This window comes from Mucilaginibacter gossypii (assembly GCF_900100945.1).
In the GTDB taxonomy this organism is placed as follows: domain Bacteria; phylum Bacteroidota; class Bacteroidia; order Sphingobacteriales; family Sphingobacteriaceae; genus Mucilaginibacter; species Mucilaginibacter gossypii.
This window is the reverse complement of the sequence record NZ_FNCG01000001.1, coordinates 337,437-357,917: the sequence shown is the minus strand read 5'-3', so window position 1 is coordinate 357,917 and position 20,481 is coordinate 337,437. Positions and strand designations below refer to the sequence as shown.

General features: G+C 42.1%; 18 protein-coding genes. 12 read left to right on the top strand and 6 right to left on the bottom strand.

All coding sequences use genetic code 11. From position 1 onward, the window contains the following. The first annotated feature begins 86 nt into the window (after positions 1–86). The 10 genes from BLS28_RS01615 to BLS28_RS01570 all read left to right on the top strand — a co-directional run bounded on the left by BLS28_RS01615 (position 87) and on the right by BLS28_RS01570 (position 9,699). A complete protein-coding gene (locus BLS28_RS01615; RefSeq protein WP_091162570.1) occupies positions 87–386 on the top strand; it encodes a hypothetical protein in 300 nt (99 codons plus the stop codon). 632 nt (positions 387–1,018) lie between these two features. Continuing rightward, on the top strand, positions 1,019–2,083 hold the full coding sequence (locus BLS28_RS01610) for a UDP-N-acetyl glucosamine 2-epimerase (protein WP_091162569.1): 1,065 nt from the start codon (positions 1,019–1,021) through the stop codon (positions 2,081–2,083). 9 nt (positions 2,084–2,092) lie between these two features. Further along, the gene (locus BLS28_RS01605; protein WP_256337318.1) at positions 2,093–2,920 is read left to right on the top strand and encodes a cytidylyltransferase domain-containing protein; all 828 of its coding nucleotides are present in this window, start codon (positions 2,093–2,095) and stop codon (positions 2,918–2,920) included. A 7-nt stretch (positions 2,921–2,927) separates the two neighbouring features. Continuing rightward, positions 2,928–3,794, top strand: coding sequence for a transketolase (locus tag BLS28_RS01600; protein WP_091162568.1), 867 nt, complete (start codon positions 2,928–2,930; stop codon positions 3,792–3,794). A gap of 1 nt (position 3,795) precedes the next feature. Continuing rightward, positions 3,796–4,734 carry a transketolase family protein gene (locus BLS28_RS01595; protein ID WP_091162567.1) on the top strand — a complete coding sequence of 313 codons (939 nt, stop codon included), beginning with the start codon at positions 3,796–3,798 and terminating at the stop codon, positions 4,732–4,734. Between the two features lie 11 nt (positions 4,735–4,745). Then, positions 4,746–6,086 (top strand): aminotransferase class III-fold pyridoxal phosphate-dependent enzyme, encoded by a 1,341-nt coding sequence (locus BLS28_RS01590; protein ID WP_091162566.1) that lies wholly within the window; start codon positions 4,746–4,748, stop codon positions 6,084–6,086. A gap of 3 nt (positions 6,087–6,089) precedes the next feature. After that, complete coding sequence (locus tag BLS28_RS01585; RefSeq protein WP_091162565.1) at positions 6,090–6,893, top strand: SDR family oxidoreductase; 804 nt, start codon at positions 6,090–6,092, stop codon at positions 6,891–6,893. 15 nt (positions 6,894–6,908) lie between these two features. After that, entirely contained in the window at positions 6,909–8,348 is a 1,440-nt protein-coding gene (locus BLS28_RS01580) for an N-acetylneuraminate synthase family protein (RefSeq protein ID WP_091162564.1), read from the top strand. A gap of 6 nt (positions 8,349–8,354) precedes the next feature. Beyond that, positions 8,355–9,314 (top strand): sterol desaturase family protein, encoded by a 960-nt coding sequence (locus BLS28_RS01575; protein WP_091162563.1) that lies wholly within the window; start codon positions 8,355–8,357, stop codon positions 9,312–9,314. Positions 9,315–9,387: 73 nt separating this feature from the next. Continuing rightward, the gene (locus tag BLS28_RS01570; protein WP_256337317.1) at positions 9,388–9,699 is read left to right on the top strand and encodes a DMT family transporter; all 312 of its coding nucleotides are present in this window, start codon (positions 9,388–9,390) and stop codon (positions 9,697–9,699) included. A gap of 9 nt (positions 9,700–9,708) precedes the next feature. Here BLS28_RS01570 and BLS28_RS01565 read toward each other — a convergent pair whose 3' ends face one another. After that, entirely contained in the window at positions 9,709–10,629 is a 921-nt protein-coding gene (locus BLS28_RS01565; RefSeq protein WP_091162561.1) for a PD40 domain-containing protein, read from the bottom strand. 182 nt (positions 10,630–10,811) lie between these two features. On the opposite strand from BLS28_RS01565, the gene BLS28_RS01560 reads away from it, so the two are divergent. Further along, complete coding sequence (locus BLS28_RS01560; protein WP_091162560.1) at positions 10,812–11,240, top strand: PepSY-like domain-containing protein; 429 nt, start codon at positions 10,812–10,814, stop codon at positions 11,238–11,240. Between the two features lie 249 nt (positions 11,241–11,489). After that, positions 11,490–14,027 carry a DUF5686 and carboxypeptidase-like regulatory domain-containing protein gene (locus BLS28_RS01555; protein ID WP_176844339.1) on the top strand — a complete coding sequence of 846 codons (2,538 nt, stop codon included), beginning with the start codon at positions 11,490–11,492 and terminating at the stop codon, positions 14,025–14,027. Between the two features lie 21 nt (positions 14,028–14,048). On the opposite strand, the gene BLS28_RS01550 is transcribed toward BLS28_RS01555, so the two are convergent. The 5 genes from BLS28_RS01550 to BLS28_RS01530 all read right to left on the bottom strand — a co-directional run bounded on the left by BLS28_RS01550 (position 14,049) and on the right by BLS28_RS01530 (position 20,479). Next, positions 14,049–14,666, bottom strand: a complete 618-nt coding sequence (locus BLS28_RS01550; protein WP_091162558.1) for an outer membrane beta-barrel protein — start codon at positions 14,664–14,666, stop codon at positions 14,049–14,051. A gap of 4 nt (positions 14,667–14,670) precedes the next feature. Next, entirely contained in the window at positions 14,671–15,336 is a 666-nt protein-coding gene (locus tag BLS28_RS01545) for a sterol desaturase family protein (protein ID WP_176844338.1), read from the bottom strand. A gap of 253 nt (positions 15,337–15,589) precedes the next feature. After that, entirely contained in the window at positions 15,590–16,144 is a 555-nt protein-coding gene (locus BLS28_RS01540; protein ID WP_091162556.1) for a histidine phosphatase family protein, read from the bottom strand. A gap of 67 nt (positions 16,145–16,211) precedes the next feature. Further along, positions 16,212–17,639, bottom strand: coding sequence for a hypothetical protein (locus BLS28_RS01535; RefSeq protein WP_091162555.1), 1,428 nt, complete (start codon positions 17,637–17,639; stop codon positions 16,212–16,214). A gap of 11 nt (positions 17,640–17,650) precedes the next feature. After that, positions 17,651–20,479: a TonB-dependent receptor gene (locus BLS28_RS01530; protein WP_091162554.1), complete on the bottom strand. Its 2,829-nt coding sequence runs from the start codon at positions 20,477–20,479 to the stop codon at positions 17,651–17,653. Between the last annotated feature and the right edge of the window lie 2 nt (positions 20,480–20,481).

The following is a 20,481-nucleotide window of genomic DNA, read 5'->3' as shown; positions in this document are numbered from 1 at the left end:
ATGTTATTACCGTTCTGATATTGACCGACAAAGATTTTGAAAGCAAACAGTCTCTACATATTAAATTTTATTAGTTTTATGATTGTATGACCCGCAACGATAAATCGCCACACATCCTTAACGCAGCATCAAATTTACTGGGCTTGTGCTTTGTGGTGCTTACCTCATTAAAATTCCTGAAAATGTCCGACCGGACCTATATTGACGAAACAGTAACCATAGCACTTGTTTTCTTTATGCTAAGCTGTATACTGTCTTTTCTGTCTATCCGGGGAAATATAAAACCCGGTGGACGTTCGGAAGCCGTGGCCGATTACCTTTTCCTGGCTGGGATGATCGTATTATTTCTTACCGCCATCTTAATCATATTTAAGGTAATGGTTTAGCCACACCTAATTATATAGGCTAAACTTTCATATGATCACCAATCACAAAAGTTCTGCAATATTTAATGCACCTAAAAACGGGCTGAGCCTCTGGCAATGCTTTTATTATTACATTCCCCTAAAAAAACCAGTTAAATTAGGAATTATAATATCTATTTACTGTTTGTAAGAAAAATTTTGCAATAGTGTAAATTGATTGTAACTTGTAATTCAATTAACCTTACTGCATTTTACGTTTTTTAGTTCTATCTCCTGCACTATAACACTCTGTTTAAAGCAATTAACAGAGCGGCGCGTTTGTTAATAAATAATTTACTGAGAAATACGGCTTAACGATTTGATAACTTTGGGTTTTCATTATTTAAAAACTACCCTCCTACATTTATCAAATCATAAGTTTTAGCCGGATATGGCAGCTTCTTATTTAAATTCTGAATCAGGATTTTGTAAAGAATTAGCCATGCAACATTTTGAAATTTGATATGACAACTACTCAACCTAACAATATTACTATGTTATCCGGCCAATTTCTTTTCACAACGGCTAACTACAGAATCTATACAAAATCGGTCTATACCTTAATGCCTTTCACAATTAAAATTTCGGGAATTAAAGCTAATTGAAATAAAAGGATGAAGAAAATATTATTCATTACCGGTTCAATTAACCAAACCACTCAAATGCACCAGATAGCTAATGAGCTGCCTGAGTTTGACTGCTGGTTTAGCCAGTTGTTTACTGATAATACTACCTTAAATACTATTATTAATAAGACCGCCCTGCTTAGTGGCACTGTACTCTCTACCAAATTCAGGCTTATTTCTGAAGAGTACCTTCAAAAACATGCTTTACAAATTGATTTCAGGGCACAAAAAAACAAATATGACCTTGTTGTATTCTGTACCGATTTGATTGTGCCCCCGCGCATGCGTAATATTAAAACCATTTGGGTGCAGGAAGGTATGATTGATCGTTACACTCCGTGGAGCAGTGTTGTTAAAGCCCTAAAGCTACCCCCCACGCTTTGCGGCAACACCTCGTTAAACGGTTCGTCAAACATATGTGATGTCTATTGTGCCGCATCAGAAGGTTACAAACAGTACTTTACAGGTAAAGGTACCAGCGAACGCAAAATTGTGGTAACAGGCATGCCAAACTATGATAACCTGGTTCAGCACGTTAATAATGATTTTCCGCACCATAACTATGTAATGGTGGCCACCACAGATATGCGCGAAACCTTTCGTATTGAAAACAGGATTGCCTTTATTAAAAAAGCGGTAAAAATTGCAGACGGCCGCCCATTACTTTTTAAGCTTCATCCGAATGAGAATGTCGAGCGTGCGGAAAAAGAAATCTACGCCAATACGCCGGCCGGTACATTGGTATACAGCAAAGGCAATACTAACCACATGATAGCTAATTGTTGTGAGCTTATAACCCAATACTCAACCGTAGTTTATACTGGTATTGCCTTAGGTAAAAAAGTTCATTCGCTTTTTGATGTTAATGAGCTTAAAAGGCTTGCACCGATACAAAATGATGGCGTATCGGCAAGAAATATCGCTGCCATTTGCCGCGGTTTTTTAAACCACGATGGCGATAAAAAAAGCTTTGACCCGCACGCGGCTATGGATAAATACCAGGTTAATAAGCCAGAGACGCAATTAACCGAAGAACTAATAGCTAACTGGTAATCATTTACCGTGAAACAGAAAATATTAATTGTAGTACAGGCCCGCATGGCTTCGAGCCGTTTACCGGGTAAGGTAATGCTGCCTATATTGGGTAAAAGCCTGCTGGCAAGGATGATTGAGCGGCTTAAAATGATCAGTCACGAGGCTGAAGTGATCATCGCCACATCCGAAACGCCGGCTGATGATATCATCATCAATGAAGCTATCAACATAAGTGTCCCTTATTATCGCGGCAGTCTGAATAACCTGCTCGACAGGCATTACCAGGCAGCGAAATTGCGTAATGCAGATATTGTATTAAAGATCCCCTCTGATTGCCCGCTCATTGATCCGCGTATTGTGGACCATGTACTGGATTACTTTTTTGCCAACCAAAACAGCTTTGATTTTGTAAGCAATCTGCACCCGGCTACATATCCCGATGGCAACGATGTGGAGATCATGACCATGGATTGCCTCACCAAAGCTTGGGAACAAGCAAGCCGGGAGCTGGAACTGGAGCATACCACTCCTTATATATGGGAAAATCCTCAATTATTCAGGCTTGGTAACGTAACCTGGCCTGCCGATTTGGATTATTCCATGTCGCACCGGTTTACGATTGACTATGCAGAAGACTATTATTTTATAGAACGGGTATTCCGCGAATTATATGCAGATAACAATAATTTCTCGTGCGATGATATCCTTAACCTGCTAACTCAAAAACCCGAGATCTATAATATCAATGCACAATATGCCGGGGTAAACTGGTACAGGCACCATGTAGATGAGCTAAAAACCATTACATCTGCCCAAACCAAACAGGCACCCACAAAAAACTTACAGGAATTATAACAAGCGAATGATAACAGTGGAGAACAACAATTACCAGGAATTAACAGGCACCGCTCTGAAGGTACGGGAGCACATCATCCGCATGTCTACCGATGGCGGGTGTTTTACAGGTGCATCGCTATCGGCGGTGGACCTTATTGTTTATTTATATAGCCGCTTTTTAAACATTAAAAAGGATAATCTTGATGATCCAAACCGCGATTACCTTTTTCTGTCAAAAGGCCACGATGTACCCGCCCTGTACGGCACCTTTGCCGAGCTGGGTTTATTGGAAAAAGAACGTTTAAAAAACCACCTGCTACTTAATGATCATATTTACTGGCACCCCAACACCAAAATCCCGGGTATTGAATTTCACTCAGGTTCTTTAGGTCATTTGCCTTCGGTAGCTATTGGCGTTGCTATGGATTTGAAAATCAGCGGCGGCACAAACAAAGTTGTTTGCATTTTGGGCGATGGCGAGTTGAACGAAGGCACCTGCTGGGAAGCCATGCTGGTAGCCAACGCTTATAAACTGGATAACCTGCTATTCGTGGTTGACCGCAACCACTTCCAGGCCAATATGCGTACGGAAGACCTGATTCCGCTGGAGCCGCTTGCCGATAAGTTTGAAGCCTTTGGCGCAGCCGTTAAAAGAATAAACGGACACAGTTTTGCCGAGCTTGACGAAGCTTTCGGCGCGTTCCCTTTCCATGACGGGAAACTGAATGTAATTATTGCCGATACCCTACGCGGCAAAGGCCTGCCAAGCATACAGGAACGCGCCGACAGGTGGTTTTGTAATTTCAATGCAGACGAGATTCAGCAACTTTTATTAGAGCTGCACGGCGAACATCAAACAACATTAACATCAGAAACTTTAGTGGTGCGATAAGATGAGTTACGAAGAACTTTTAACCCAAACAGCCCTTGCCAACGAGCAGGTGATTGTAATGACCGCCGAAAACCGCGCGCTGGTACGTAACCTGCCCGGTATATTAGGCAAACGTTTTATTGATACCGGTATTACCGAGCAAACCATGATTGGTGCGGCGGCCGGCTTAGCCTTACGTGGCCGCACGCCTGTTGTACATGCCCTTGCCGCTTTTTTAACCATGCGGGCTTTTGAGTTTGTACGCACCGATGTTGGAATCGCCAATTTGCCGGTTAAACTAAGCTCATTCATACCTGGTTTTTTATCAGACGGTAACGGCCCTACCCACCAGGCTATTGAAGATATCTCTATCATGCGTGGTATCCCCAACGTAACCGTTTTTGCCCCTGCCGATGAAGACGACCTGGTAAAAATGCTGCCACAGATATGGGAAAGCAAAAACCCTGCCTATACCCGAATTAATACCCGCAAAACCGCCTATGTGCACGAGCCTTTTACCATAGGCAAAGCCGAAGTGATAGCTGAGGGCAGCGATGTAACCATTTTAACCTACGGCTTATTATTTGAGCAGGCACTGATCGCAGTTGAAATACTGAAAAGCGAAGGCCTTTCTGTTGGTTTGATCAACATGCGCAGCCTTAAACCTGTTGATGAGCAGGCTATATTAAAAGCATCGGCACAAAGCAAACTGGTAGTTACGCTTGAAGACCATTTTTTAACCGGTGGTCTTTACACCATTGTGGCCGAGGTTTTATTAAAACATCGCACAACCGCCAATGTACTGCCTATGGCATTGAACGAAAAATGGTTCAGGCCAACTTTACTTCCTTCGGTATTGGAGCATGAAGGCTTTACAGGTAAACAAATTGCCGAGAAAATACTGGGGTATCAAACAACACACAACCAACCACAAATTTTAACACCTGAATTTTCAGAATAAAAATATTGATCATGGCTAATAAAATTGAGCTAAACAACGATTATCCGAACATCACCGAATCGGATAAATTATATGAACGCGCTTTAAAAGTTCAGAAACCGGTTACCCAAACCCTGGCTAAAGGCCCGGGGCAGTTTACCAAAGGTGTAGCGCCAAAATACCTTGTAAGAGGTAAAGGATCGCACGTATGGGATGTTGATGGTAACGAATACATCGACTTAAATTCGGCTATCGGCCCAATCTCTTTGGGTTACGCCTACCCTGCTGTTGACGAGGCTATCCGTCAGCAATTAAACGACGGTATTACCTTTTCATTGATGCACCCTTTAGAGGTTGAACTTTCTGAGCTGGTGCAGCAGGTTGTGCCTAATGCCGAAGCTGTAAAGATCTCTAAAACGGGTGCAGATGTTTGTTCGGCTGCTATCCGCGTAGCACGTGCATTTACCGGCAGGGATAAAGTATTTTGCTGTGGCTACCATGGCTGGCATGATTGGTATATCGGCATAACCAGCCGTAACTCAGGCGTTCCTGAAGCTATCCAGGATTTAACTTACACTTTTGAATATAATGACATTGAATCAGTAAAAGCCGCTTTAGATGAAACTGTTGCTGCGCTGATACTGGAGCCTTTCATTTTTGAGGCACCAAAACCGGGCTACCTGCAGGAACTTGCCGAGGTTTGTAAAGCAAACGGCACCCTGCTCATTTTTGATGAAATGTGGACAGGATTCCGTGTAGCCGTTGGTGGCGCGCAGGAATATTTCAATGTTAAAGCCGATCTGGCTGTGTTTTCAAAAGCATGTGCCAACGGTATGCCTATTGCTTTATTAACCGGTCGTGCTGATGTGATGGAGCTTTTCAACTCCGAAGTATTTAGCTATACCACATTTGGTGGCGAAGCTTTATCATTAGCAGCATGTATTGCTACCATCAATGAACTCCGTGATAAAAAGGTACCACAATACCTTGATGAGCACGGTGCTTTATTAAAAGATGGTTACAACAGCCTTGCCATTGAGTTAGGCATTGATAAATACACCCGTTGTGTAGGCTTTAACTGCCGCAGCATGGTAACTTTTACTCCCGATGCCGGCAACGGACTGGAAGTAAAAACCTTTATGCAGCAGGAAATGATAAAACGCGGTGTGCTTTGGGCCGGCTTCCACAACATGTGCTATAGCCACACTACCGAGGATATCGATTATATCCTTGCGGCTTACCGTGATGTGTTACCGTTGTTAAAGGCGGCTATCGAAAGCGGTAATATCAAAGATCAACTAAAAGGCGAAGTGTTAGAGGCAGTTTTCCGCAAGGTAAGCAATTACAACATTAAACCTAAAAGCATAGCCTAAATCATGGATCTGTTTTCATTAAAAGGGAAAACCGCCGTAGTAACGGGTGCTTTAGGCCTCATTGGCCGTAAACATTGCGAAGCTCTTGCAGCAGCTGGCGCAAACGTAATAGTTGCTGACATTAATGCCGAAGAAACCAAAGCATTTGCGGCGCAGCTTGGCGACAACCACTTAGGTTTGGGCGTAGATGTTACCAGCAAGGATTCATTGATTGACGCACTCAACGCAACGCTTGATAAATATGATGCTGTTGATATACTGGTAAACAACGCCGCCATTAACGATAAATTTGAGAACCCGGCCATGGCCAAGGAGCTATCAGCGTTTGAAAACTATCCGTTAGAGGCTTTCCAGCAATCGCTTAATGTAAATATTACCGGTGTATTTTTATGCTCGCAGGTATTTGGTACACAAATGGCCCTGCACCGTAGCGGCAGTATAATCAACATAGCTTCGACCTATGGTATGGTTGGGCCCGATCAAAGTATCTACCGCGATTCAAGAGGCCAGCAAACTTTTTACAAGTCGGCAGCTTACCCGGTAACCAAGGGCGCTATTATCAATTTCACCCGTTTTTTGGCCGCCTATTGGGGGCATACCGGCGTGAGGGTAAATACCCTTTCGCCTGGTGGTGTTGAGGCCGGCCAAACGGAAGATTTTATCGGCAATTATTCGGCAAAAACTTTACTGGGCCGCATGGCCAAAGCGTCAGACTATCAGGGCGCACTTATATTCCTGGCCAGCGAAGCATCGGCATATATGACCGGCGCAAACCTGGTTGTTGACGGAGGATGGACAGCTATTTAATTTAAACTTACTATTATGAACGAGATTTTGAAACAAAAAGCGGCTGGCATTAAACTATTGCTAACCGACAATGATGGGGTTTTAACAGATGCCGGAGTATACTACAATCACGATGGCGAGCTTTTAAAAAAATTTAGCATGCGCGATGGTATGGGGGTTGAACGCCTTCGCAAATTTGCTGACGTAAATACAGGTATCATTACCGGCGAAAACTCGCCTTCATTAATTAAAAGGGCTGAGAAATTACATATCACCGAACTTCATTTAGGTATAAAAGACAAAGCCACCGTTTTCAAAGAAATCTGCATCCGCTTAAATGTGCAACCAAATGAAGTTGCTTTTATAGGCGACGATTACAACGACCTGGAAATAATGAAGCTGGCCGGCCTTACCGCCTCTCCTGCCGATGCCTTACCGCATGTTAAAGCACAGGTAGATTTTGTAAGTTCATTAAACGGTGGTCATGGTTGTTTCCGTGAGTTTGCCGAGCTGATCATCGAAGCCAAAAGCGACAAATATTTAGCAGGTACCAGGAACGGCAGCATTACTTTGCAAAATGGCCGGGTAATTGGCAAAGGACAGCCAAGTTATATCATTGCCGAAATTGGCATTAACCACAACGGCTCGCTCGAAATTTGCAAAAAGTTAATTGACGAAGCTGTAGCTGCCAAAGCCGACGCCGTTAAATTTCAAAAACGCACACCTGAAATTTGTGTGCCGCGCGATCAATGGGAAATCATGCGTGATACCCCATGGGGCCGTATCACTTATATCGACTACAAACGTAAAACCGAATTTGGCATAGCCGAATATGCAACCATCGACCAATATTGCAAAAAAGTGGGTATCGACTGGTTTGTATCTGCATGGGACGCACCGTCTGTTGATTTTATGGAGCAGTTTGATACCATCCTTTATAAATTAGCATCGGCATCGTTAACAGATTTCGCTTTGATCCAGCGCATCCTGGAAACCGGCAAACCGTTAATGCTCTCAACCGGTATGTCGACAATGAAAGAGATCGAAACAACTATGGACTATATCAATGCTTTTGATGAAAACTATCCGTTGTTTATCGCTCATTCAACTTCGGCTTATCCATGCCCTCCGCAGGAGCTTAACCTTAAAATGATCCAAACGCTGGAAAACAAATATCCGGGCATCCCTATCGGTTATTCGGGCCACGAAACAGGTTTGGCAACTACAGTAGGTGCAGTAGCAATGGGCGCAACCTTTGTTGAACGCCACTTTACACTTGATCGTGCTATGTGGGGATCTGACCACGCTGCTTCTGTTGAGCCTCAGGGCTTACAACGTTTGGTACGCGATATCAGGGACGTTGAAACTGCAGCCGGTGACGGCGAAAAACGCGTTTATGAATCAGAACTTGCGCCGATGAAACGTTTAAGGGTAAACATCAGCGACGAATACAAAGAAAAACCAAGCGTTAAATAATATATAATGTCTCCGGAAAAATTAACTACCATAATTACATCCATTATCCTTTTTTGCTGGATAGGATTCATCATTGCCTGGGAACGAATATCGCCTTACAGAAAAGGCCTTAAATTTTTCAGGGAAGGATTTTGGATTGATTTGGTATGGTATACGCTGATACAAAGCTACTTTTTAAAGATTATCATTTTCGATTATATCATTACGCCCCTAAAAGCGCATTTTGATCTATCGCATTTTCAATTTGTAAGCAGCTGGCCGGTGATGTTACAGGTATTATTCTTCCTGTTTACACATGACCTTTATATTTACCTGTTTCATCGCTTTCAGCATTCCAATAAATTTTTCTGGCGCATTCATGAGGCGCACCACTCAGGCAAGGAGGTTGACTTTTTGGCCGGTTCACGTTCGCACATCATGGAGATCATCATCAACCAAACTATTGAGTTTGCACCTATCATTTTGTTAGGTGCAGACCCAATAGTTATACCGATAAAAGCCATGTTAGATGCCATGTTTGGCATGTTTATACACGGCAATATCAAGGTAAATATGGGCAAGCTTAAGTATATTATTAACTCGCCCGAACTGCATTTATGGCACCATGCCAATTACCAGGAAGTTTTTCATGCCAACTTTGCAACCAAGTTCTCTTTTTGGGATTACCTGTTCGGTACCGCATATAACCCAGGTCACGCACCCGGCAACAAACCCGAAAACTGGGGACTTTATTATGATTACCCTAAAGATTACTTTTTACAGCATGCCTTCAGCGTAAAGCGCTTTGATGAAAAAACACTGCTCAAATACCGCTGGTTTAATCGGTATTACCACCTGCGACCACGGTTTATGAATTGGATGAAAACTTTACTTCCTGCTAAAATAAACAATGCGCATCAATTGGATACTGAGCAACAACCCGTTACCTTAGTATCCGAACAAAAAAACGTACTACAACAAAACTAATAACATATTGGCCTGGCTATATATTTTAATCGCAGCCGCATTTGAAGCGGCTTGGACATTCTCGCTAAAATTCATGAAATTCAGCGATCTGAAGGCACTCCGTCTTAATTCTGTTTTAAGTCTGCAACATGGCCTGCCAGTATGGTTACCCTTTGTAGGTTATATCGTTTTTGGTATAGGTAATATCTACTTCTTTTCGCTGGCAATAAAACTGGTGCCAACAGCCGTAGCATATGCTGTATGGACGGCCGTAACCCTTATCCTGATCAAATTAGTAGAGGTTTCGTTTTTAAATCAGCGCCTCTCCTACATGGAAATATTTTTCATGTTGCTGATCATGACGGGCGTTTTAGGTTTGAAATTTTATGGACCGGAAATAAAATAAGAATAGACATTATCTGCCCAAAGCCTCCTTTTTTAGTTTAGCCTTCAAAGTATCAAACCGTACCCAGTAAAGGCAACAATCCTTTTCACCGGTGCCCTTGGTATAAATCAGGTATTTACCGTCGGGGGTAACATATTCGCCCCAACGGTGGGCATCTCCATCATTAATCAGCGGACCGAGGTTTAACGGCGCTGTCCAGCTATGATGATCAGGCTTACGAAAAGTGATCCCGAGCTCACACTCGTAATCCGGCTTCTCCTTATAGCTGATGATCATATATGACTCATCGGGCGCTACATAGAAATCACCGTCGAATGCCGGTGTATTGATAACCGGTCCTAAGCTTTTGATAACTATATCTGTTTTGAATATGGTGAGCTTGCAAAAATCGTAAGTGCTGTAATCTTTCACACTTCCCGCGTTGGCGTTGCTGCCAGCATAAAAAGTTCCGCTGTTGGTTGGCATAAAATTGTAAAGGCCATAATCTTTTTTTAGGAAGACTACAGGATCTGTCCAACCGGCTTTATTACGATGTGATATCCAAACGTAGGAATGTTTACCATCACCTTTACCTGCAAAGTACATGCTCCTGCCATCAACAGAAAAAGTTGGTGTGCTATAATCATAGTTAAGTACAAAAGGGCCTTGCCACCCATTACGCTCATATTTAAAATAACGGATCTTATTGCCTTTTGCATTAAACCAATGCATAGAGTTGCCGTAATAAAACTCCTTACCATCTGCCGAAAAGGCCGACCGCCCCATGGCTATACCACTATCGGGCACCAACATTTGTTTCGCAAAAACACGGGGAGTATCGTTAGGCGGACTTTGCCCAAGATAAGCGTTTTTGCTATTGAAAAAATTGCTTTGAGCGCTTACACCGCTATAAAAGCAGCACAACACAAGCAGGAAAGTTAAAATTCTCATGGTAAAATGGTTAAGTGTATATTATTGGATTCACTATCTGCAAAACAAAGTTAGCGGTGGCAATTACAAACACCGGTTCAAACCCATTCAAGTTTGTTTCAATTAAAATCAAGCTGTTTTGCATGTACCATATTCCTCCAGATTGCTCCCTTACATTAGTGTAAATCAAAATAAGAGCACTTATGAAAAAGACCATTTTATTATCCGCTACTGCCTGCCTGTTCAGTATCGGAATTGCTGCAAAAGCAGCCAACGCATTAGATGTTCCGGCAGCTGTGAAACAAAGCCTCGCCAAAAAATACCCTAATGCAACCAAAGTTACCTGGGAAAAAGAAAAAGGAAATTATGAAGCCAATTGGGGAGGCAAATCGGGCGAGGATACCTCAGTGACTTTTACCCCGAAAGGTGAGTTTGTAGAAGAAGTAGACGCCATACCGGTTAATCAATTGCCTCCTGCCGTTTTTGATTACATTAAAACCAACTACAAGGGTGCAAAAGTTAAGGAAGCCGGGCGTGTGACCGATGCTGCAGGCAAAAAGATGTTTGAGGCGGAGATCAAAGGGAAAGACCTTTTATTTGATGAAAAGGGGAAATTTTTGAAAGTTGATTAATTATTCAACGTCATATTCCTGTTAATCTTAAAATAATACATTCTTCAGAGACAATTCAAATTTAATTTGTACGTTTAGGAAAATTGAAGGCATATTCCGGGCTCAAACCCGGAATATGAATAAAACTGAACCCTTTTTGTATTTTTAATCTACCACAATTTGTTATCTTCTTTTGAGATTTCTTCCCAAACGTCAAACTCAATAAGACGCCTATCTCCTTATATTTCAACTTTATTACTCTTTTTGGTATTGCTTCCGATATGCGGCTTAGCACAGCAACCTGATAGCGTAAAAAAAACTTCAACGCCATTAATCACAACTGTCCGCGGGCAGGTGGTAGATGACGCATCCGGGCAACCGCTACCGGGTATTAATGTTAAACTTGTAGGCGGCAGGTACGGAACCATTGCCGACCCGGATGGAAAATTTGAGTTAAACGCTCCCGGAACTTTTACGCATGTGTCCTTTTCGTACATCGGTTATCAAACTATTATCAAAGTAATTAAACCCGGACAGGTTAATGTGCTTCATATAAGATTGCATGGCAGCCAAACCCAATTGAAAGAAGTTACTGTAGTTTCGGGCAAGAAACAACGGTACCGCAATAAAGGGAACCCGGCAGTTGAGCTCATTCAGCAGGTTATTGACCATAAAAAGCAAAACCGGATGGAAAGCGCCGATTATTTGCAATATGACCAGTATGAGCGGATCAATCTATCATTTATTGATGTTCCTGCCAAAATGATGAACAGCCGTTATTTTAAAATGTACCAGTTTATGCTTGATACAGTGAAAAATAACGGGCAAACCCAGGTGCTGCTCCCCACCTATCTCAGCGAAAAACAATATCAAAATTACTACCGCAAAGAGCCATCTAAATCTATCCGGATCCTTAAGGCGCAAAAAGAGGCTAATATTCTTAAATTTATTGATACTGCCGGTTTGGATGTATACATGAACCGTCTTTACGGTAATATCATTGATATTTATGATAACAACGTTTTTATCATAACCAACCAGTTCCTTAGCCCCATTGCCGATCACTCGCCAAATTATTACAAATTCTTTATTACGGATACCATACAAACAGCTAAAGAAAAACTGATTGAACTAAGCTTCACACCACGCACCAAAGGCGACCTGCTTTTTGAAGGTAAGCTGCTTGTAAGTATGACAGGCAACTATGCTGTACGGGGCTGTGAGCTTAATGTAAACAAGCAAATCAATATCAATTTCATGAGGGCACTCAAGATCACACTTGATTTTGAGCAGAATCCTAACGGCAAATATTTTTTAAGCAAAAGCGATGTTAAAGCCGACTTCGGGATCTTAAAAAACAAAGGCCTCGGACTAATGGGTGAGCGAACGGTAATTTTTTCTAACTACATAGCTGACAAACCACTTCCTGCCGCATTTTATGATGGCAAAGAATTGCAGGTAGCTCCTGATGCCGACAAACCGGATACCTCATACTGGGCACATCAACGGCCTGATACGCTGTCTGATCATCAGGCAAAAATGTACCCCCGAATTGCCAGATTAGAAAAAATGCCGCAATTTAAAAGGGCAACCTGGTTCGCGGCCACTTTTACCGGAGGTTATGCTAAGGCCGGGCCAGTGATGATTGGCCCTATTGGTACAATTTACTCACGTGATAGCCAGGAGGGCTCCCGCTTTCAGCTTGGCGGGCGTACCAACACCGATTTAAGCAAATCAATTTATTTTGAAGGTTTTGGTGCTTATGGCACGCGCGACAAAACATTCAAGTACAATATTGCTACCTTTTACTCATTTAATAAAACACCATTTTATCGCTACCCTAATGACTACATTAAGGCAAGCTATTTATATGATGTTGATGTACCGGGAAGGGACCTTTCAACCATTAACCAGCAGGCAGCCCTTTCATCATTCTCAACAGGAAAAACAATATACTGGCTTTACAGTAAGGTTGCTAAAATTGAATATGTAAAGGATTTTGAAAACCATTTTTCGTTTGATCTTGCATTCAGAAACTGGAACCAACGCCCTGCCGCATCATTGGCATTTCAATACAACAACGAGGCTAATACATTGGTTCATGACCTCACCACCAGCGAGCTGAACCTTGCTTTCAGGTATGCACCGCACGAACAAATTTTACAAGGATCGGTTTATCGCCATACCGTTTACAGCAAGTACCCTATCATGAACCTGCAGATCAACCACGGGTTTAAAGGATTATTCAACGGCTCTTATGATTTTACGAGTGTTAAAGCGAGTATTTTCAAGCGTTTTTACCTGTCTCAGCTTGGCTTTACTGATATCACATTGCTTGGAAATTATTTAGTTGGGAAAGTACCTTTCCCGCTCCTGAGCATCGCCCCGGCAAACCAATCACTTGCTTATGATGAGGATGCGTATAACCAACAAACCTACCTCGAATTTGTAAGCGACCATTACGCGGGCATCAACTTAACCCATAGTTTCAGCGGTTTTTTACTGAACAAGTTCCCATTGATAAGGCACCTGAAATGGAGAGAATATCTATCGGCCAAAATACTGTTCGGCGGCTTGCGTAACGAAAATAATCCGCTTTATTCACCTAATTTGTTCCGGTTCCCTACGGGTGGCAATGGAGCAAATGGCACTTACGCCTTAGGCACTAAACCCTATATAGAAGCCGGTGTAGGTATAGGTAATATCTTCAAATTTTTGCGAATAGATGGGATCAAAAGGTTTAACTACCTTGACCACCCGGGCGCCGCAAAATATGGTGTTAAATTTAGTTTCGCTCCGGACTTTTAAGCAAAACCTTTTTATATAGCATTAAAATAGCGTGGTGGTAAACCCGATGCTATAACTTACATAATCAGGGTTTAAAATATATGGTGATTTGGCCTTATACAAATGATAATAGGCCGGTTCAAATACAAGGGCAAAATGTGGTACAATGTAATATTCCACCCCTGCAGATATCTTTACCGCCGGATGTTTAGTGCTCACACTGCTTACGGTAATACCGTTTGAGTTAACAGATGTATTATTATACCCAGAGCTATTATAACCTGACTGCAACAACGCATATATCCCCAACCTGTTTAATTTTCGGCGGTAACCTACGCCCAAAAGGAAAAAACTGGCAGATAGCTTTCCCTCTGTTACGTTAGTTGGAACTTCGCCGGCTTTACTTTTATATTTGTTATTTAGGGCGTCGTAGTTAAAGCGGAAAAAGACAGTATTCATATAAGCAGGGCGGTACTCAACAGCGGTATTCAAAACAGATCCCCGTTTCATACTTACCTGCTCATCTCCTGAGGGTATATTTATACCTACTCCACCAGGAAAATAAAGCCTCGACGTAAATTTTTCGGTTTGGGCATTAACATGCAATGTCATTAGCAACAGCCCCGGCAACAATAAAAAAGAAGCTTTACAAACCCTCATTCGGTTAAGCACGTTTTGAAACAAATGGAATCTGTAAAACTTTAATAAAACTCCTGCATACGTTTTTATCAGGATAGGTATCTATCCCAAATACAGTATCATCCGGCTTTAATTTCCCGTAAGTTCCAAATATCCTGTCCCATACTGATAATACATCTCCATAATTACAATCAGTATAAGGCAATTGATAATGGTGATGAACATGGTGTATATTGGGCGTTACAAAAATCAACCCTAACCACTTATCCATACCATCTGACAAACGGAATTGCGTGTGTGATGTGATATTTGAAACGGTTTGAATTGTTTGTCTTAACAAAAGCAGTTCAAACGATGCTCCCGTTATTCCAATCCATAACATTAAAAAACACATTCTTAAAAAAGTTTCTCCTGGATGTTCCCTTACAGTTGTTGAAACATCAAGCTTTTGATCAGTATGGTGTACAAGATGAAATTTCCATAGTACTTTGACCTTATGCATAATAACGTGGTACAGGTATTCGCAAAAGTCAAGTATGATAAACCCTATTAAGTATTTCACTAATATACTTTGGTGCCAGGGCAACAGGTTTAACAAACCTAAATGATTTCGGCTTATCCAGGTTGCCTCAAGCAATACAAACATGGTCATGAAGAGCTGCACCGGCAACGCTGTTACAATAAATAACATATTTGTAAAGGTGTGCCTCCATTTTTTGCGGACAGGTATTGACAATATTAAACCTTCTGCAAGCCAGAGTGAAGTTATCAATCCTCCGAAAATCAATATTTGGACTGACGATGGGTGGGTAATGAAAAAAGATCTGTTAAATTCCATGCAAAGCCTTTATCATCAATATTACAGGAACATTCTGTAGTAATTATGAGCAAAGCCATTTAAACAAAATCAGCCCCGGCTTTGCAACCGGGGCTGATTCATTAAATTAAAAATTACAATCTTTTCCGGGATCGATATTTTCTTTATCACGCACCAGGCTGGCTATCCCATTTTTAAAGGTCACAACCCAGATGCTGTCATAATCATCATCAGGCCATTTCAGGTTATCCTGTTTTACGCCCAATGAGCGCACAATTGGAGATATCCCACCGTGCTCCCATACCACAAGTATTACACCGCTACGGCTTTTTAAATCGGCAGCTAAACCTAACGAGTCTTTCTCAGTACGGGTGGTATTAATCGTTAAATTGAATTTAGCGGCAAGCGGCACAATGGTTTGAAACATTCTGGAGTGTTTGGTCGCCTCCCCCAACCCCAGGGCCGGAACAAATATATTGGCAGGAACACCAAATTTAGTCGTTAATACAGCAGGCAGCTTTAATGACCTGTTTATCCCCTGACAATTCAGATTATCACCTTTAACGGGCTTTTCGGCATGACGGATAAATACAATCTTTAAATCGGCTGATTGGGCATTGACTGACAATGCAGTTAACGATGAGATAATTGATAAACTAAAAATGCAAATAAGCTTTTTCATTTCTTGAGCGTATAAAAAAAGATAGCCGGGTTGATCCCGGCTATTCTTAAAAGAGTAAGTTTTGTTATTAATGTTGGTTTCCTGAGCCGTTTAACTGATACGCACCAAGATCAATACCGGGTAATGTTGCATCTGATAAACCATAAATTTTATCAAGAGGCACAGTAATTAATGGCTTTATGGTGGTATTACCTTTGCCAATCAACGGTGAGCTGGCCAGCAAATGGAAGTTATAGTTCCCGATAGCACTGTACTGATATAGTGGATGCCCAACTGTAGGCAGCGGGAAGTTCAGGAACATCGGGTTATTTTTTTGCACAACGTCGCTGCCATCATAAATAGAACCTAAGGTATAATTTGCAGGCAGATATTTTGCCGATGTCGTGATTGAAGGGATATCGGTGCTTTGCGGTTGGGTGATATAACCTGTTGGATAAAACTGGTTAGCTACACTCAAAGAATCGGCCCATTGATAGTTGTTACCGTATGAAAGGTGCGCAACATCAGCAACCGGACTGCCTACTACACGGTAACCAAACCTACAGTTGATGGCCACGTTGTTGTAATACATACCCGCTGCTCCTTCTTCAAAGTTGATACAACCACCACGGCCGCTTTGCACCTGGCGATAACCACCGCTAACAAATGTATTGTTGTACATAACGATGTTGGTTTGCGGCGCACCGGTAGCCTGCCCTTTATTTGAAGCTTTTTGGCCGTTGGTAGCAGTACCAATAAACATATTATAAGCCATAGTACCTACGGTGCCACCTTTAGCATTCAGGCAGTCGCCACCGCTAACACCATTCTTCTCAAAAGTATTTCTGAAGATGGCGATTTTGCCTGCCGAAATACGGATCGGGTCATCCACACCACCATACAACCAGGAATCCTCCATAATAAAGTTGCCATTATAATTGGCAAATAAGATACTGTATTGATTGCCTGTACCCGAACCTGCAATGGTTGATGTAGCTTTACCTTCAGTTAAACCGGCATATTCAACGTGTGTCCAACGTAACACCAGTAAGTTACAGGTAGGGCCTCCAATAATACCTTTCCACTTGCCTGCGTATGCAGGATCGGCAGCGGCGGTGAGGCCCCCCGGTGCATCATTTTTTACGATCCCCGGAACGGTGATCCAATTTGGCTGATCCTTAGAGCCGTTACTTACCAGGGTGCCAAGTGCTATGAGGCTGCTTCCTGCACCCATGTTTAATGTAACGCCCGGCTGCATTAACAACGTATCAGTTGGGTTAATTACCAAATCGCAACCATCTTCAACAGAATAAGTCTTACCGCTAAGCATAGTACCTTTTACCGGGATAACGGTTGAGCCGCTTGTGCTGCATGATAGTGGAGCTTTATCGCTTACCGGGTTTGCTGCCGGCGGTGTATAGGTGTAAATATCGGTATGCTCACCTTTCCATTTCTGGCAACCGGAAAATGCCGCCGCCATCAGGATACAAATAACTGGGATTATATATTTTTTCATCGTTACGTTTATTATAATTTATACCTGAAACCACCAAGGAACAGTGTTTTGTAATAGTCGCTTTGAACAAGCGTTTGAGATGTAATGTCTTGTTTGCCTAAAAACTCCTGTTGTTTTGCGTCAAGGCTACCATGCGGGAATTTTAAATAGATTTTACTGGCCGCATTGGTGATGTTGTTAACCTTGCCATAAAATGAAAGCCTTTTAGCTATAGTTTTTTCGAAAGAAAAATCTAACTGATTATAGGCGTGCTGGTAAAAGTCAAGGTTATAATATGGAGATACCTGGGCCAAACGCTCGCCTGTGTAAACAAAGGCCAGCTGCATATCCAAACCTAACTTAGCGCTTTTGTACAATACAGATGCATTGCCCACATGGTCTGCCTGACCTTGCAGCGGACGTGTTTCGTTCACATTGGTTTGCTGTAATCCCAAAGTAGGATCATTTGAGTAAAGCAGCTTGTTAGTAGTTATCCTTGAGTGGGTGTAGGTATAGTTGATCGAGAAGCCTATCACACCAAAGAATTTAGTAGCCAAAGCTTCAAAACCGTAGTTGGTAGCATTACCCGGATCATTTTGAGGCTTAATAACCTGTGAGCTTGGCCCGCCATCACGAACAACAAAGTACTCAATAGGGTTATAGATCTTTTTGTAGAAAGAGCCCAAAAATAATTGATCGGCACCGCCCGGGAAAAATTCATAACGTACGTCGTAGTTATCGGCAGTGATGTGTTTTAAGTAAGGGTTACCTACCTGGTCAAAATATTCGCCGGTAACCTTATATGGTACCTGTTCGCCAAAACCCGGACGGCTAATTGCCGCAAAGTATGATGCACGGATATTTTGATTATCTGTTAACTGATATTTTAAATGGATACTTGGCAATACATCTGTGTATTTAATATTGCCGCTTCTTTGTGTAACCGTTTCGGGCGATTGAGTAGCGTAAGTTAAATCGGTGTTTTCAATACGCACACCACCTAATACCTGCAGTTTTGGGAACAAGTCAAATTTAACCTGTAAGTATTCGGCATTATCGTTTTCCCTTACGTGATAGTTGTTTTGCAAATCGGGGTTATTGGCTCCAATACCATCGGCAGCCGAATTAAATGCAAAAGGAATAGAATTAAAGTTATTGTTAAACAAGGTTGATTTACCACCGGTTAACGAATAGGTGATGTAATCAGCATCCCTTACTTTATGACGATATAAACCACCTGCTGAAAACTCAACATGTTTACCGGCAATTGTAGGAGTATAGATCAGGTTTGCATATCCTGAAATGTCTTTATCTCGGTTGTTTTCCCAATGATGATCTAACTGGGTATTGTTATCAACTTCAGCGGTTACGGCTCCTGAGTTATTGAGGGTTTTATTGGCATCATAGAAAAACTCAGTCCTATCCGGCTGGTGCCTGGTAGCTTCTGAATATACTCCATCCCAGTTTAAACGCCACTCGTTGCCAAGCCAATGTTCGCCATGCAAGGTTGAGTTATAGATATTTTGCTTAGTTAACATACTTCTGTTTGAGATGGTGATCTGCTTGCTTAAGCCGGTTGAGTTTAAGCCCAAACCAAGGGTATCAGAAGTAAAGCGCGATTCAAATTCGCTTTGATGGATATAAAGGTTGTATAACGAGATCTTGTTTTTGTCGTTAATTGCGTAATCTATTTTGTTGTGGATACCTACGCGTTCTGTTTGGGTTGAATAAGTACGGTCATAAGCATCAGAAAACTGTGGTGAGTTTGGCAGCGGGATAGCTGATGGCTGCGCGTTTGGCGTAAGCTGTTTTGAGTTAGAGCCGCGGTATATGTTCTGATAACTTGCAGATACGATAACGCCTAATTTTTTATTCAAAAACCTGTCGCCAATAGTGATACCGGCGGTTGAGCTAAAAGGAGTTGAAATATTTTTATCGCTTGTAAGCGCTTTATTGCTAAAATCGGCATAGGTAGCGGCATAGCTGTTACCATTGATTGCTGCCGGAGATTTGCCATTAGGAGATGCGCTGAAACCAACAAATGGCCTGCTTGATGAAAACAGGGTAGAAAAACCACCCGAAACGTTAGCGCTGAAAGTAAACTGGCTTGGCGCACTTTTCATCACCAGGTTCATTACACCGCCAATGGCGTCGCCTTCCATACTTGGGGTAAGGGCCTTGATCACTTCAAGCCTTTCCAGCATTTCTGAAGGGAATATATCCATAGGCACAAAACGGTATTGAGCATCCGGGCTTGGTATTTTAATACCGTTTACCAATGTTGAGTTGTAACGCTGGTCCATACCCCTGATAATGGCATAACGACCTTCGCCACTTGCCGAACGCTGAATGGTTACACCGCTAACACGCTGCAAAGCGTTAGCCACAGTAACGTCAGGCAATAACTTAATTGCATTTGCCGAAAGTACGTTGATAACCATCGGTGCATTTTTTTCAATACTGCGTACGGCGCCATCAGATTCTTTGTTTGTCTGGGCTTTAACCTGTATTTCTGTCATCTGCATATCAGCGTCCTGTAAGGCTACGTTGACCGTAATCACCTCATTGGCCGACGTAATATTGCCCTCTCTAACTTTAGAAGGACCATAACCAACATAATTTACCTGTATTTTGTATGGCCCATTCTTTAAATTTTTAAAGCTATAAGCGCCATTAAGGTTAACCGCAACAAATTTGCTAACCCCATCCTGGGTTAAGTGAACTGTTGCTCCGGTAAGGGGTTCGCCGGTTTTAGTATCGGTTACCTTTCCCCTTATGGTTTGGGCATTAGCCGAAACGGAAAATAGCAGGCATATTGAAAATAAAAACAATAGCCTGTTAATAAAGTAGGTGTATTTCATGA

Excerpts from the sequence above, each read along its gene's own strand:
- BLS28_RS01615 (WP_091162570.1), top strand. The coding sequence starts at position 87 with ATGACCCGCAACGATAAATCGCCACACATCCTTAACGCAGCATCAAAT.
- BLS28_RS01610 (WP_091162569.1), top strand. The coding sequence starts at position 1,019 with ATGAAGAAAATATTATTCATTACCGGTTCAATTAACCAAACCACTCAA.
- BLS28_RS01600 (WP_091162568.1), top strand. The coding sequence starts at position 2,928 with ATGATAACAGTGGAGAACAACAATTACCAGGAATTAACAGGCACCGCT.
- BLS28_RS01595 (WP_091162567.1), top strand. The coding sequence starts at position 3,796 with ATGAGTTACGAAGAACTTTTAACCCAAACAGCCCTTGCCAACGAGCAG.
- BLS28_RS01590 (WP_091162566.1), top strand. The coding sequence starts at position 4,746 with ATGGCTAATAAAATTGAGCTAAACAACGATTATCCGAACATCACCGAA.
- BLS28_RS01585 (WP_091162565.1), top strand. The coding sequence starts at position 6,090 with ATGGATCTGTTTTCATTAAAAGGGAAAACCGCCGTAGTAACGGGTGCT.
- BLS28_RS01580 (WP_091162564.1), top strand. The coding sequence starts at position 6,909 with ATGAACGAGATTTTGAAACAAAAAGCGGCTGGCATTAAACTATTGCTA.
- BLS28_RS01575 (WP_091162563.1), top strand. The coding sequence starts at position 8,355 with ATGTCTCCGGAAAAATTAACTACCATAATTACATCCATTATCCTTTTT.
- BLS28_RS01570 (WP_256337317.1), top strand. The coding sequence starts at position 9,388 with ATGAAATTCAGCGATCTGAAGGCACTCCGTCTTAATTCTGTTTTAAGT.
- BLS28_RS01565 (WP_091162561.1), bottom strand. The coding sequence starts at position 10,629 with ATGAGAATTTTAACTTTCCTGCTTGTGTTGTGCTGCTTTTATAGCGGT.
- BLS28_RS01560 (WP_091162560.1), top strand. The coding sequence starts at position 10,812 with ATGAAAAAGACCATTTTATTATCCGCTACTGCCTGCCTGTTCAGTATC.
- BLS28_RS01550 (WP_091162558.1), bottom strand. The coding sequence starts at position 14,666 with ATGAGGGTTTGTAAAGCTTCTTTTTTATTGTTGCCGGGGCTGTTGCTA.
- BLS28_RS01545 (WP_176844338.1), bottom strand. The coding sequence starts at position 15,336 with ATGTTATTTATTGTAACAGCGTTGCCGGTGCAGCTCTTCATGACCATG.
- BLS28_RS01540 (WP_091162556.1), bottom strand. The coding sequence starts at position 16,144 with ATGAAAAAGCTTATTTGCATTTTTAGTTTATCAATTATCTCATCGTTA.
- BLS28_RS01535 (WP_091162555.1), bottom strand. The coding sequence starts at position 17,639 with ATGAAAAAATATATAATCCCAGTTATTTGTATCCTGATGGCGGCGGCA.
- BLS28_RS01530 (WP_091162554.1), bottom strand. The coding sequence starts at position 20,479 with ATGAAATACACCTACTTTATTAACAGGCTATTGTTTTTATTTTCAATA.